This window comes from Owenweeksia hongkongensis DSM 17368 (assembly GCF_000236705.1).
In the GTDB taxonomy this organism is placed as follows: domain Bacteria; phylum Bacteroidota; class Bacteroidia; order Flavobacteriales; family Schleiferiaceae; genus Owenweeksia; species Owenweeksia hongkongensis.
On the sequence record NC_016599.1, the window covers coordinates 2,396,128 to 2,409,876 of the forward strand.

Sequence of the window (13,749 nt, forward strand, 5' to 3'; positions counted from 1 at the left end):
ATAGACTTGCCAGGGTTCAGAACCCTCGCAGGGCTACAGAATTAAATCCCAAACTTCACCCCTACTAAAACATATCTCGGCAACACATTGTAACGGGTAGTGCTCACAAAAAAATCATTGAAAGCATCCTGACGAATAATCTCCTCACCCAGCAAATTGAGAGAGCGAATGCTAAACTCCCATGGGCCATCATTCAATAGATAATACAAGCCGGCATTCAGAAAGTCGTATTCACTGGTTCCCAAGCCGCCACCGGCTTTGTAAAGGTTATAAGTATAGTCTGCTCTAAAGGTGAAGCCATTCCAAAAGGCCGCCTCCACTTCTATTGACGGGCTATGGGTAACAAAACTATTGCTCACACCTGCCCCGGTGTAGTCATTGTAAATTAGGCTATAGGTCAAATCTAGATTCGGGGCTTTCTTAAAGTTAGTGCTCAAGCCAGCGCTATAGTTTTGCGTTACACTTTCGCTTTCATTAGCCTCACCATTCACTTGATTGTTAATATCACTCAAAGCCACATTTGCACCAACATCAGCTTTTAATTTTCCAAAGCGCTTTTCTATGCGCCCAAACCCTGCCAATATCTGGTTTATTCCATCCGTATTTATGGGAGTGTTTATGCGTCCCAAACCAGTATTGTCAAAAACCACCACATTGGTAATATCCCTTTCCTTGAGGCTATAATTTACCCCTCCAAAAATGTTGGTGAAGTTGAACAGATTGATATTGTAATAGGCCAATGTAATTTGATGAACCAAAGCATTTGTAATTTCCGGGTTTCCCCTAAAAAGGGAGTTGTAGCTGGAAATAACCGTTCCATTTATCACATTATTGATGTCCGTAAATTCGGCCTGCATCTTATAGTCCAGCTGAATTCTCTCCGATTTTTTAAAGTCATATCTCGCAAAAAAATCGGGAAGCAAAAACTGACGGGTATCCGGATTTTCGCGACCATTCTGCGTGTCATTCAGATTATACACATGATAATTCAAACCTGGGGTAAGAATGAATTTCCCAAGCTTCACCTTGTAATGAGCCGACCCATATAGGTCAGTGAGTGAAAACTTCACATCGTTATTATTCAAATCATCCTGAGTGTACAGATTTCGCGTTCCATCGTTTAGCTCTTCTTCTATGTATGAATTATAAATCTGGTCGGTGTGGCTTACTCCAATAGTAAAGTTTAAGTGCGTGGTTTTACTAAACAGGTAATAATAATTCAGGCTTGCGTCATACTTATTGGTCTTCACCTCTTTGTACTGAATCAAGTTAAAAGGCGAAGCCAAGCTATCTGCTGGTGGTATCACTTGAATAAAAAGAGGTAAATCTGAACTCAAAGCTAAAGTGGGGTTTTGTAGTTTATGAAGCTGCTGCCCCTCAAATGAAAATAGGTGGCCGTTATCTGTTTCCCAATATGCTTCCAGCTTTTGCTGAATGGAATAGGGCTTTTCCCGATCGGCCGAATTCACACCATTGGTGATGATTCCATAATCTGAAGATTGTCTGGTCACGTTTTCTATTTCCGAAATCTTACCAAAAGCATCGTAGCTAATATGTACTTCTTTGTTTGGCGTATAGGTTACCGAAACCTTCCCCAGGCCCGACTTATTATTCTGCACATTATTAGTGCTAAGCACCTCGGTAAGGTCATTCGTGTCTACCTGCAAATACTTTCTATTGGTAAGATTAGATGACAAAGTTTTGGTTTGGCTACCTATCACAAAACCCGTTACACTCCACTTTTTGCTTGGGTTGTAACTAAAGTTAAAAGCGCCCAACTTGGAGGTAATTTCCTCCGCACGATTGTTTGAAGTAGTGCTCACACCAATGTTGTCCTGCCCAAATCGAAAGGAAGAACCTGATCGCATATTGAAGTTTCGAAAGCCTCCGCTAAAGCGAAAATAATCCTGAGCCGTAAAAGCAGGCTCCCCAACATTATTGATATCGCCAATAAAGTTGACACTAAACTTGGGCGAATAATAGAAAAGATTGGGGTGTAAAAGGTAGCGTTCATCTAGGCCTCCTTCGGCTGTCATATCTCCAAAAAAGATGTTTTTCTTTCCCTCTTTCAGCTTTATGTTCAGCGCAATTCTATCGTCATTATCCACACCTTGCATAGGTGAAACATCATTATAATTCCGCAATACCTGCACTTTATCCACCGCATTGGCAGGAATATTTTTGGTAGCCAACTTGGTATCTCCATCAAAAAAGTCACGGCCCTCTACCATCACTTTCTCCACATTTTTGCCCTGCACTTTTACCTGGCCATCTTTGTCCACCTCAAAACCCGGCAGTTGCTCCAGCACATCTTCCAACTTACGCTCTTGCCCCGTGGTAAAAGCCTCCGCTTTGTAACTTATGGTATCTCCAGAAACGGTGATAGGAATATCCTCCACTACCTCCACTTCCTGAAGTTCATTATTAAGAGGAGTCATCACAATGTTTTGCACCACTGTTTCATCACTTTCCTTTACTGTAAAAGTGATTTCTTGCTGCTCAAAACCCAAATAGGAAAAACGGAGAAAATAGGCTTCCCCACGATCTACTGAAATTCGATATCGACCTCGGTCATCCGAAAAAGCATAGCCCAACATCGAAGTATCCGCAGCGCTTAGAGCTATTATATTGGCCATCTCAAGCGGAGTATTGGCCGTATCCTTTACGGTTCCCTCTATTCTTAGCTTTTGGCCAAATGTGTTTATTGCAAAAAGTAAAATAACAAATATTAGCAGCGTTTTTAAATACATAAGTCGGTGGCCTAATCTGGAATTTGAATCTTTATTCCACTATTTCCGCCACGGCTGCCACCGCCTCCGTACATCTCTTTCATCTGCTCCATCTTTTTGGTAGCAATCTCTTTAAACTCTTTGCGCGTTACCTCTTCGCCTGTTTTCGGCTCTTCAATAGTTACTTTCTCTTTAGGATTCAACACTACTTGACTGCAAAGAATTACCGTGCTTCCATTGTTCACTTCCATTATCAAGCCTGGCAAACCCCAGTATTGATCAGGGCCTTGGTTTACCGGAATTTGTTGCGTATACCACGCGGTAATCGTCACTATTTTCTTTTCCTCTTCTTCCTCTATTTCTTCGTCATCTGCAGATGTGCTAATGCTCTTTTCGACTACTTCTGTTTCGGCTGTTGCCTTAAAGCAAGTATAACTTCCAATGGTTTTCGATTCTTTGCCGAGCTTCCAATCGAGCGCCTCCAAGGTATCTTTTATCAAAAACTCCTTTCCAAAAAACTCCATCTGTCGGGTTTCGCGGCTATCCTTTACTTGTTTGTAAAAAACACCTCCCCTACCCATTACGGTTCCCAAAATGTCCATTCCCGGAAAACCGCCTTGCTCAAGCTGTTCCACTTCTTTATAAATGGATTCGGTTTTCGAAAAAGTAAGTGTGTATTCTTTTTGAAGATATTGATTCAGCATCTTCATCACCATGGCTTGCTGATCGCCACTTACGGCAGATGAGTCCATTTTTAAATCCAGCGATGTGGATGTTTTGTAGGTTGCAATGCCTTGAAAGTTTTGAGCTTGACTCAAACCTAAAGCACCAGCAAATAGAAGGGTAAGAATGTATTTCATAGGGCGGTAATTTTTCCAACAACGAAATGTACGAAGTATGTTGCTGGTTGGCCGCGTTTTAACAAAACTTTAGTACGAAGGTTCAACGCATATCAAACTGGCGCATACCTTCACCCAAAGCCATTGCCACCGCATTGGAAAGATTGAAGCTGCGCACTTTGCCGCCAAAGGGAATCTTCACCAACTGCTCTTTAAATTGCTCCACCATTTCCGGGTCCAAGCCTTTTGACTCCTTGCCAAAAATCAACCAATCCCCAGCTTTGAATTCAGTTTTGTAATATGCCTTGTCAGCCTTGGTGGTAAAGAAAAACATGCGCGATGGATCTTCAACTTTCGTTAAAAGCGCTTCAAAGTTTTCATGAATAGTTAAGTCCAAATCCGGCCAATAGTCCAAACCAGCCCGCTTTACTCTGCTATCGGTAATTTCAAAACCCATAGGTTTTACAATATGCAAGCGGCTTTCACTACCCACACAAAGCCGACCAATGTTCCCCGTATTATTAGGAATTTCAGGGTTTACTAAAACGATGTTCAAATGTGGTGAGGCCATAAAATAAGGTCAGTAATAACTTAAAAATGAAAGCCTATAATTTCTCAATCAGCTCTGCAAAAAGCGAGCTCAACACGTTGTCCGCCTTATTGGCTACGGCAATTATTTCATCTATTGCCACAGACTTTAAATCATCAGGATTGCATTCATCGGTAATTACCGACACTGCCATACAAGGCACCCCCATGTGATTAGCCACAATAACTTCAGGCACCGTGCTCATCCCAACCAAATCAGCTCCGATGATTCCTAAAAATCTATATTCAGCGCGGGTTTCCAGATTTGGGCCTGGAACCGCGACATAAACACCTTCTTTAATATTTACTACCTTCTGTTTGGCTATTTCTTTAAACTTTGCTCCAAGATCTCGTGAATACGGTTGGCTCATGTCAGGGAACCTAGGACCCAAAATTTCTGGGTTTGGTCCTGTAAGTGGATTTTCAGTTTGGAGATTTATATGGTCATCAATCAGCACCAAATCTCCTTTTTTGTAGTTGAGATTTATCCCCCCGGCAGCATTTGATAGCAACAGGTTTTTAATACCCAACAGCTTCATTACTCTTAAAGGAAAGGTAATCTCTTTGGTAGAATAACCTTCATAAAAATGAAAACGCCCTTGCATGGCAATCACACGCTTACCCGCAACTAAACCCAATACTAACTGTCCCGCATGAAACTCCATTGTAGCAACTGGAAAATGAGGAATACTACTGTAATGGACTCGCTCTAACACCTCCATTTTTTCGATAAACTTACCCAAGCCTGTGCCCAACACAATTCCAACATCAGCCTTATCAAAACCTTTACGTCTCAAAAATTCGGATGCCTCTTCAATTCGATGAATCATGGATGGGGAGTTTAATTCCTGTTTAGAAATTCAAAATTCGACAAAACAGAATAGATAGCCAACATTAAATATGAGACCAAGGCTTCAATCGAATTAAAATAGAAAGTAGTAAAAGAGGGAAAAAAAATTAAAATTTGGGCAGTAATCCAAATTTAGCTCACCACATACTGCTCAATATAATTTGACAAGTCTTTCATAGAAATCGGCTTCGGAATGTAATGATCCATCCCTGCCTCCAGATACTTTTCTTTATCACCTTGCATGGCATTGGCCGTAAGAGCTATAATAACAGGAGCTTCTTCTCCCATTACTTTCTTTATTTCTTGACTAGCAGCTACACCGTCCAATTGCGGCATTTGAATATCCATAAATACCAAATCATACGCACCACTCACAACAGCTTCCACAGCCTCTCGACCGTTCGAAACAATGTCAACATTATGATTAAGTTTCCTAAAAAGGAGTTTAGCTAACTTTTGATTAACCAAATTATCTTCTGCCATTAAAATTCTCGAACCCGCAGAGTTGTTTGCGGTAGGTGTGAATGCCCTGACTGTTTTTTCAGTTATCTCTTGCACGTAATCCAATTTTAGTTGTTCAACTTATCTAAGTATTTTTTGTTTTTGGCGGTTGAGAGAGAGGGCCAAAAACACTTTTATAAATAAGGTTATAAAAAAACAAGCACAAGAACTCAAAGTAGAGGACGAGAAATTCTTGAGATTATTTACACCTGAAAATTAATAGAATTTCACCAGAATGCAACAATTTTGTGATGATTCACACGTTATATTCGGTCAATCACATTTAACGCATGATTAATCTTACAGAATAGAGTTACTTTCTTATAAGCCATACACTTTACCTGGGTAGCTTTTCACCACCCCTTTTAGCTCTAAACCCATCAAATGTTGCAAGGCTTTATTAACCGGGATTTTCAATGATAAGCAGATAATATCCAACTCTTCCTTTCCACCTCTATCACGCAGCAAGTCAGCTATTTGCTTTTCCGCTCCTTCTAATTCAGGAAATAATTGTGGTTGAATAATTCTCTTTTCGTCCGCTTGCCAACCCAGGATATATTTTAAATCTTCCACACCTGTAATCATCGCGGCTTTATTGATTTTTATCAAATGATTGCATCCTTCTGAAAAAGGCGCTCCCAGATTTCCGGGAACGGCAAACACCTCTCGGTTATAGCTATTGGCTATTTCAGCGGTAATAAGAGCCCCTCCTTTTTTAGCAGCTTCCACCACTATCACGGCATCTGAAATACCCGCGACTATTCTATTTCGTTTGGGAAAATTCTCTCGATCTGGGTTGGTTTCACTTATAAACTCCGTTAGCAATCCTCCGTTTTCCAACATTTGATTGGCCACTTTTTTATGGAGTTGTGGATATACTCTATCCAAGCCATGAGCCAAAACACCAACTGTAGGAACTCCCATTTTAAGTGATTCCTTGTGAGCACAAATGTCAATACCGTATGCAAGCCCACTTATCACCAACGGATTGAATGGCTTGAGGTCTTCAATAAAATTTTCACAAAACTCAAGCCCATAACTCGTGGCATTCCGAGTACCTACGATAGCTATTACTTGCCTTTTATTAAGGTCTACATTTCCTTTATAATAAAGCATTAGGGGGCCATCATTGCACATTTTCAATCGCTGGGGATAGTCTTCTTCCAGATAGAACAGTGACTGAATTTTGTTCGTCTCTATAAATTTCAGCTCCTCTTCGGCCCTGGATATTACATCCTGAGTTGAAACACTCTTGGCAACAGTACCTCCTATTCCTGGAATTTTGAGCAGTGTAGCCTTCTTCTCCTTAAAAACCGCTTCCGCACTTCCGCAATGCGCAATCAAGGTTTTAGCCACGCGATCACCCACGTTTGGGATAAGGCTGATGCCGATTTGAAAAATGCGTTGTGAATCCAATTATCGAGTGACTTGCTGATTAACAATACAAGATAATTAAAATAGGTCAAGAGAAAACCATGTTTCTCCTGACCCAAATTCTCAAAATAACTTTACTCTATAATCACCTTTTGCTGTAACACTCCATCCTGAGTTTTTGCACTTAAAACGTAGTTTCCTTTTTGTAAGTGCTCCACATTCAATTTCCAATAAGCACCTTCTTTTTTCGCTACAGCGGAATGAACACGGCCACTCATATCTATAAGTTTCACATCATTCAATTCTCCGTAAGGCAGCTCGATGTTTAATTCTATAATTGCAGGATTTGGAAACACCTTCAAACTTTCCAGTTCAGCCGTTTCAGTGCTCAGATATTTTTGAAGATCTACCTGAGCAATGTGATTCAAAGTAACGCCTCCAGTGCTTGTAGTTGCTCCGTTAAAATCACCGCCCAAATAAAGTTGATCGTTAATTATTGTCATTGCTCGGACTGTGGAATCCAGCATTCCAAAAGCCTCCACGTAACCATTTCGATAAAGTCCCATGTTCTTGCCATAGTTCCCTACTATCGCGGCAATGTCAAAATCACCACCAATCAATAATGCATCAGGATGAGCCTCCAAACATTTCACACCTCCATTTTTATCATAGTTTCCTAAACCTGGGCCAAAAACGGTCTCCCAAGTATTATTTCGGTAAACTACTAGTCCACCACTATCTTGCCTGGCTTGTGTATAAAAGTCAGTTCCGATAAATATTTCATTACCAAAATCCTCAATATCGTAAACCGGAACTTTCACGGATGCATCAAAATACTCAGCCTGGCGCCCATTGAGCATGGCTATATTCTCCACACCAGCGGTATCATTAAGTTGAAACACTCCTCCCACAATAAGTTTGTTATTGTACACATGCAGCGCACCCACTTCACCATATATATCTAATGCAGTGGCTCGCCACTCGGTACCATCCCATTTCGCCAAACTTTGGAACGTATCAGTTGCATTATATCTGCTTTTAAAGAAACCTCCTGCATAAAGTGTGTCTTCATATATTTCCAAATCCAACACATAGTTTACCAAAGCACCGGTATAAAAATCACCGACAGCAGTCCATTTTGACCCATCCCATTTTGCCACGCCAGAGTTCACATAAGTAGTATCTACCATGTAAAAATAACCTGCAACATATAGCTCACCATGGTACATAATTGCATCGGACACATGTCCCTGAAAACCTGATCCACCTATACCCATCCAATCATAACCGGCAAAACCAGAAAAGTAATTGGCAAAGCTTCCGGCTGCTTGACCATCGGCTGTATCAAACTTTCCACCTGCATAAATCCCGGAATTATTGTCACTAATAATTGTGTTTACAGGGCCATTCACTCCGCCTTTTAGGGGCTCATAATCTATAGGTTGGAAATATCCTGGTTGAATCCAGGCAAGTTCTTCGGCCGTAAATCCACTCTGCGATACCCAGTTATTAAGTTCAGAATCGCGCATGTCCAGCAGATAAGCATCATTCATATTAGCACTAATATGTTTACTCAGTTCTGGGTGGCCACTTTCTTTAATAAGAAAACCAACCGCGCAGTGCACACCAAATCCATCGATAAAAATGGGTCGTCTACCCTTGTGGGTAATATTATTTGGAAACAAACCTCGCTTAGCGTATTTATACAAATCAACTAAGCTAGAAGCACGGTTTTGCTTCTGCTCTAATGTGAGATTTTCCACACTTCGTTGGCTAAGTTCTGCATGCACCAAATACAGGTGCTGTTGTATCAATTCGCTTTCGCTAAAATTGGCATTTAGATTTGGAACATCTTTCCAGCTGTGCTGCTCATAAGCCCAGCGATCATTGATGTCCACCAGTTTTTCGAGCAATCCTTCGGCCCGCATTACTCCGCCAAAAGCGAGAGTCACAAAAAGTAATTTTATAATCTTCATAATGATAGGGGTTTTCTTAATTGACGTGGAAAGTTGCCGAAAGGTTGCGCAAAAAATTATCTATTGCCGAGCGCAACCTAAATTTACATACTATCGTCTATACTAAAAAGCCGGGCCTATTTTGGAATTAGAGTCTCTTGTTCGCGCTTCACAAAAAGGTGATAAAAAAGCGCATGGTGAACTGTACACCCTCCTGCATCGCAAGATGTTTGGGGTATGTCTTCGCTATGCCTCATCCGAAGCAGAGGCGCAGGACCACTTGCACGATGGCTTTATACATTTATTTAAAAATATTAAGAAATACGGCTTTCAAGGTTCCTTTGAAGGATGGGCGCGCAGGCTTTTTGTAAATCTAATTCTTCAAAAATTTCGCAGCAAAAAACTGCTGTACGCCACAGGTTTTGAATTTAACGAAACGAATGAAGTAAGCTATGAACACATTCTGGAAGACATTAATGCCGCTGAATTGCTCCAATTAATTACTGAGCTGAGTCCGCAATACAAGCTGATTTTTAACCTGTACGCTATTGAGGGGTACAGCCACAAGGAGATTGCTGAGAAACTTGAAATCAGCGAAGGCACCAGCAAATCCAATCTTTCGCGGGCACGAAGCATTTTGCAAGCCAAAGTATTGGAGCGTTTTCCACAATGTTATCAAATGAAGAGTAATGGGGGATAATAGTAAAATAGATAAGCTGTTTTCTGATGGTCTCAATGATTTTGAGGCATCACCACAAAGCGACTCATGGGCACGTATAAATGCTACCATGGAGAAAAAGCAGCAAAAGAAACGAGGTTTTTACTGGCGCTGGGCTTCCATTGCCGCAGCGGTGGTTTTGGCATTTTATTCAGGTTATTATTTTAATGATAATACCACCATTGAAACTTATCCGAATATTCAGAATACGAAACCCAGCGACTCAAATCCCGATTACATTTCGCATGAAGAAAGCATGGAGCAATCGGAACTAAATGAACAGGTTTCAAAAGAAACTTCACAACCCGAACGTGGAACTCAAAAACCAAAAAACTCAACTAGCGACCCTATTCAAAATTCGAATAAGGTTGCTTCAAATTCTTCCTCTTCGGAAAAACCTGCTCTTAAAACCAATGGCAAAGCGGGTTCTGCCAGCGGCAATACTTCCAAACAAACCGTAGCCATTGCTGATAAAACTTCGGAGCAGGAAGCCGAGAATATTGTGGTTTCAAATTTTGAGGACAACTCAAATACCGATATCGAAAGTGAAGAAATAGCGACTATAGAAACACAAAATCAAACAGTAAAAACAATGGAGGAGCCTCAGGTGGTTATAGCAACTCCAAAGGAAACTCAATTGAACCCTGCTGCTGAAATTCTTGACTACGCAGAGAGTCCGCAAGTGGACAATTCCCCGTTTTCCCGATTTTCAATAAGTGCCATGTCTTCGCCTACTTTTCCATTTACTGATATTACGGTAAACCAAAGTGACGAAACCACAGAAGATAATGTGGATCAGCAAAAGCTAAAAACCAGCTACAGCTATGGACTTGGATTTGGCTACAGGCTTTCTAAAAAATTGGAGCTCCAAACAGGAATAATGGTAAATCACTGGAATCAGGAAGCCACTGGAGTAAAATTAAAAGTTACGCCCTCATTTACTACCAGTACCAACACTTCCCTTGATGCCAGTGGCAATACTTCTTCTGGTAATGTAAATTTCACCGGACTGACAGACCCCACGAATCAAGGCAAACTTGAAGCAACCAATATTGGAGGACAACCCTATTCTATCCTCCCGGGACTCAAAGAAAGTTATCAATTTATTGAGGTTCCGATAGCTATTGGTTACTATTTGGTAGACAGTAAGCGTTGGTTTGTGAAAGCGAATATTGGACTCAACTCACGCTTCATTAGCCAGTCAAAAGTTACGCTTGTGTATGCTGACGGCACCGAAGTTCCTTATGAGCAATTTGACTTAGAAACCTACTCCATGCAACTAATTGGAGGCTTTGGAGCCGGAGTGAAATTTGCCGAAAACTGGGAATTTGGATTGCACCCCACGCTACTTTACGGCATTACTCAGGTAAATACGCACAGCGAAATTGATACATATTTTCATCAAGTATTGATTTATAGTTCCTTATCTTACAGGTTCTGATTTTAAAGATTTTTTACATTTGTAGGCTATGAAGCTCAGTTTACACGAACATATCAGCCAACTTTTATTCGATCACGAGTGTGTGATCGTGCCTGGCTTTGGTGCATTTCTCACCCGCTATTATGCAGCAGAAGTAAATCATGCTACACACATGATGCGTCCACCTTCAAGGAGGGTTCACTTCAATGCAAGTATTAATGAGAATGAAGGCCTATTGGCCAAGGCTATTAGCCACACTGAAGGTGTGAGCTATACCAATGCTCTTGAAATAATCAAGGCAGAAGTAGCTGCGTGGAAACACTCATTGAGCAAAAGCAAAAAGCTAAACCTACCAGGTATTGGCCGTTTGTACATTGATGAAGCTTCTAAAAAACTACAGTTTTCACCTTCGTTGGAAACAAACTATTCAACTTCTTCCTACGGACTTTCTATCTTCAGGTCTCCAGCTATACAACGTGAAGCGCAGATTAGAAAAACCATTCACAAAGCCATTGAAAAGCATGTGGTGGTAGAGCATTCTGAAACCAAAACCCGTAAAGTAGCAACTTGGATTCCTTGGGCAGCTGCTCTTGGACCAATCATTATTGCCTCAGTAATTGGCTATTCCTATTTTACTCAGGGTACGATGAACCCTATGGAAAACGTTGCTGGAATCAACTGGATGCAGTTTAGCCGTCCTATCGAAAAGATGGAAAATGCTCCAAGTGATGCTATAGTAAAAGAAGAAGTAAACACTCCGGTTGTAACTGAAACCATTGAAGCTCCAGTAGAAATTGCAGAGCCAGAAGAAGTTGTTTTGGAGAAAGGATACTTCATCATTGTAGGATCTTTTAAAGACGCCGAAAACGCAGGAACCTATATTGCTGAGCTAAACAGCAAGGGGTATGATGCCTACCTGGCTAATGGTGATAAGCGTTTTTTCCGCGTGGCTGTGGGCCAATACCCTACTCATGAAAGTGCTGCACAGGCTTTAACATCTGTAAAGCAAAACCTTCAACCACAATCTTGGATTTATAGCAATTGATGTACTTTTGCCCGCGAATTGAAAACCCCGCGGGATGAAAGCTAAAACACCAAAAGATTCGCTTACCATATTTACGGAGATCGTTCTTCCTAACGATACCAACAACCTCAAAAACCTTTTTGGAGGTCAGCTTTTGAGCTGGATGGATCGCGCATCTGCAGTAGCAGCACATCGCCACTGTAAGCGTATTGTGGTAACTGCTTCTGTAAACAATGTTTCATTTGCACATCCCATTCCCCAGGGTGCTATCGTCACTCTCGAAGCCAAAGTTTCGCGCGCTTTTACCTCTAGTATGGAGGTAATTGTAGATGTATTTGTAGAAGATCAAACTGTGGCCGGGAAAAAAATCCGTGCCAACGAAGCTATCTACACCTTTGTAGCCGTGGATCAATTAGGTAATCCAATCAACGTTCCGGAACTGATTCCTGAAACAGATCTTGAAAAGCAAAGACATGAAGGTGCTTTGCGCAGAAAGCAACTTTCATTAATCATAGGTGGAAAAATGAAACCGGAAGATGCCACCGAGCTTAAGGCTCTTTTCTTCCCTGAGGATGCCGATTCAAAACAGGATGCTTAACGCTAAGAAAATTATTAGCAGTAAATAATATAAATCCTTTTGCCAGGCCTTTTTTCGGTAATGAATAAGGTTTACAACCAAAGCCGCAAGAGGAATGGACAGCCAAATCCATAGGTCAAAACTATTTTCCACATAGGTTCCTGCTAGCACCAATAGACCACTCATCGCTAAAAGAAACGTAAACACTTGCCGTTTCTGAACGCTTGCTTTTCCGTAAATCTGAGGAGTTTCAATAAAAGCGGGTACAGCAGCTATTGCCAGAGGTATGTACACCCAGAGTTTTTCAATATCTCTAAAGTGAAAACCCAGATTGATACCTGCAAACCTCTCCATCATGAAGTTGATTCCATTAATACCAGCAAGCCAGTAAAGCACAGTGAAAGTCATAAAGTAAATCGCTGCGGCTCCCATTATTGGCATCAAAAAAGTACGAATGCCTCCGTGCCCAAAATTGAAAATCGCCAGCCAAATTACTAGCAGCAAAAAACACATTTCTGGAACCAGAATGGTGACTATTCCTAAAGCTACACCCGCATCAAATAATATATAAGATGGATCAACAGTTCTCACAAGCATAAGCAACCTGAGCACCAAAAACGACCCTAAGGGTAAAGTTAACAGCAACTCAATATCGCCACCACCGCTTGTAAGCATTGGCAAACACAAAAGTGTAAACACTGGTAAATACTGGTAATCGTTTTTTAGAAAACCAATGCTGTTAATTCCACTATTTATACCAAAAGCTACCCCTGCAGTAATGATTACCATGAGTACCTTAAACCAAAAAAGGGAAATCTCAACGTCAAAAAAATGAATATTCAGTTGAGCATTTTCGGCTCCAAGCCAAATAACGGCAAGCACAGCTGCTGCCAAAGAAGCCACCAAAGCCCGCACAAGTGAAGGAATACTAATATTATTGAAAAGCTTTGCGAGCATTGGCCTTTTTATATAATTTTGGCGTCAAATTTTAGACTATCATGCAAATCAGAGATATAGTATACGGACTTGGCGATTTTATTGAGTGGACATTTGGCATTCTTCCAGTCGCTGGAAATATTCCAAACATCCTTTTCATTGTTATTGGATTCATCTTTTTCTTTTACTGGATGGGCCAAATGAACAAACACAAAAAACAAGGCGGTCCGGTTTAGAT

Annotated in this window: 13 protein-coding genes; 5 read left to right on the plus strand and 8 right to left on the minus strand. The window is 41.0% G+C overall.

What is annotated here, in order from left to right:
- Window positions 1-41: 41 nt before the first annotated feature.
- The 7 genes from OWEHO_RS10595 to OWEHO_RS17915 form a co-directional block, all read right to left on the minus strand.
- Window positions 42-2,750 carry a TonB-dependent receptor gene (locus tag OWEHO_RS10595; RefSeq protein ID WP_014202469.1) on the minus strand — a complete coding sequence of 903 codons (2,709 nt, stop codon included), beginning with the start codon at window positions 2,748-2,750 and terminating at the stop codon, window positions 42-44.
- Window positions 2,751-2,761: 11 nt separating this feature from the next.
- Window positions 2,762-3,589 carry a GLPGLI family protein gene (locus tag OWEHO_RS10600; protein WP_014202470.1) on the minus strand — a complete coding sequence of 276 codons (828 nt, stop codon included), beginning with the start codon at window positions 3,587-3,589 and terminating at the stop codon, window positions 2,762-2,764.
- An 82-nt stretch (window positions 3,590-3,671) separates the two neighbouring features.
- Window positions 3,672-4,139, minus strand: coding sequence for a tRNA (cytidine(34)-2'-O)-methyltransferase (locus OWEHO_RS10605; protein WP_014202471.1), 468 nt, complete (start codon window positions 4,137-4,139; stop codon window positions 3,672-3,674).
- A 34-nt stretch (window positions 4,140-4,173) separates the two neighbouring features.
- The gene (locus OWEHO_RS10610) at window positions 4,174-4,986 is read right to left on the minus strand and encodes a purine-nucleoside phosphorylase (protein WP_014202472.1); all 813 of its coding nucleotides are present in this window, start codon (window positions 4,984-4,986) and stop codon (window positions 4,174-4,176) included.
- A gap of 152 nt (window positions 4,987-5,138) precedes the next feature.
- Window positions 5,139-5,564 (minus strand): response regulator, encoded by a 426-nt coding sequence (locus OWEHO_RS10615; protein ID WP_143764577.1) that lies wholly within the window; start codon window positions 5,562-5,564, stop codon window positions 5,139-5,141.
- Window positions 5,565-5,828: 264 nt separating this feature from the next.
- Window positions 5,829-6,923 carry a DNA-processing protein DprA gene (gene dprA / locus OWEHO_RS10620; protein WP_014202474.1) on the minus strand — a complete coding sequence of 365 codons (1,095 nt, stop codon included), beginning with the start codon at window positions 6,921-6,923 and terminating at the stop codon, window positions 5,829-5,831.
- Between the two features lie 92 nt (window positions 6,924-7,015).
- On the minus strand, window positions 7,016-8,857 hold the full coding sequence (locus OWEHO_RS17915; RefSeq protein ID WP_014202475.1) for a T9SS type A sorting domain-containing protein: 1,842 nt from the start codon (window positions 8,855-8,857) through the stop codon (window positions 7,016-7,018).
- A gap of 121 nt (window positions 8,858-8,978) precedes the next feature.
- Between OWEHO_RS17915 and OWEHO_RS10630 the strand changes: the two genes are divergently transcribed.
- The 4 genes from OWEHO_RS10630 to OWEHO_RS10645 are packed head-to-tail and all read left to right on the plus strand — an operon-like array spanning window position 8,979 to window position 12,596.
- Window positions 8,979-9,536, plus strand: a complete 558-nt coding sequence (locus tag OWEHO_RS10630) for an RNA polymerase sigma factor (protein ID WP_014202476.1) — start codon at window positions 8,979-8,981, stop codon at window positions 9,534-9,536.
- A complete protein-coding gene (locus tag OWEHO_RS10635) occupies window positions 9,526-10,995 on the plus strand; it encodes an outer membrane beta-barrel protein (protein WP_014202477.1) in 1,470 nt (489 codons plus the stop codon). The genes OWEHO_RS10630 and OWEHO_RS10635 overlap by 11 nt, the downstream gene beginning before the upstream one ends.
- A gap of 28 nt (window positions 10,996-11,023) precedes the next feature.
- Window positions 11,024-12,019 (plus strand): HU domain-containing protein, encoded by a 996-nt coding sequence (locus OWEHO_RS10640; protein ID WP_014202478.1) that lies wholly within the window; start codon window positions 11,024-11,026, stop codon window positions 12,017-12,019.
- A gap of 34 nt (window positions 12,020-12,053) precedes the next feature.
- Window positions 12,054-12,596, plus strand: a complete 543-nt coding sequence (locus OWEHO_RS10645; RefSeq protein WP_014202479.1) for an acyl-CoA thioesterase — start codon at window positions 12,054-12,056, stop codon at window positions 12,594-12,596.
- Here OWEHO_RS10645 and OWEHO_RS10650 read toward each other — a convergent pair.
- Window positions 12,579-13,532, minus strand: a complete 954-nt coding sequence (locus OWEHO_RS10650) for a DUF6427 family protein (protein WP_014202480.1) — start codon at window positions 13,530-13,532, stop codon at window positions 12,579-12,581. The genes OWEHO_RS10645 and OWEHO_RS10650 overlap by 18 nt on opposite strands.
- Before the next feature lie 41 nt (window positions 13,533-13,573).
- Here OWEHO_RS10650 and OWEHO_RS18505 point away from each other — a divergent pair, with 41 nt between their 5' ends.
- Entirely contained in the window at window positions 13,574-13,747 is a 174-nt protein-coding gene (locus OWEHO_RS18505) for a DUF6341 family protein (protein ID WP_014202481.1), read from the plus strand.
- Window positions 13,748-13,749: the final 2 nt, after the last annotated feature.

Coding starts and splice junctions, on each gene's coding strand:
- OWEHO_RS10595 (WP_014202469.1), bottom strand. CDS start 2,750: ATGTATTTAAAAACGCTGCTAATATTTGTTATTTTACTTTTTGCAATA.
- OWEHO_RS10600 (WP_014202470.1), bottom strand. CDS start 3,589: ATGAAATACATTCTTACCCTTCTATTTGCTGGTGCTTTAGGTTTGAGT.
- OWEHO_RS10605 (WP_014202471.1), bottom strand. CDS start 4,139: ATGGCCTCACCACATTTGAACATCGTTTTAGTAAACCCTGAAATTCCT.
- OWEHO_RS10610 (WP_014202472.1), bottom strand. CDS start 4,986: ATGATTCATCGAATTGAAGAGGCATCCGAATTTTTGAGACGTAAAGGT.
- OWEHO_RS17915 (WP_014202475.1), bottom strand. CDS start 8,857: ATGAAGATTATAAAATTACTTTTTGTGACTCTCGCTTTTGGCGGAGTA.
- OWEHO_RS10635 (WP_014202477.1), top strand. CDS start 9,526: ATGGGGGATAATAGTAAAATAGATAAGCTGTTTTCTGATGGTCTCAAT.
- OWEHO_RS10640 (WP_014202478.1), top strand. CDS start 11,024: ATGAAGCTCAGTTTACACGAACATATCAGCCAACTTTTATTCGATCAC.
- OWEHO_RS10645 (WP_014202479.1), top strand. CDS start 12,054: ATGAAAGCTAAAACACCAAAAGATTCGCTTACCATATTTACGGAGATC.
- OWEHO_RS10650 (WP_014202480.1), bottom strand. CDS start 13,532: ATGCTCGCAAAGCTTTTCAATAATATTAGTATTCCTTCACTTGTGCGG.
- OWEHO_RS18505 (WP_014202481.1), top strand. CDS start 13,574: ATGCAAATCAGAGATATAGTATACGGACTTGGCGATTTTATTGAGTGG.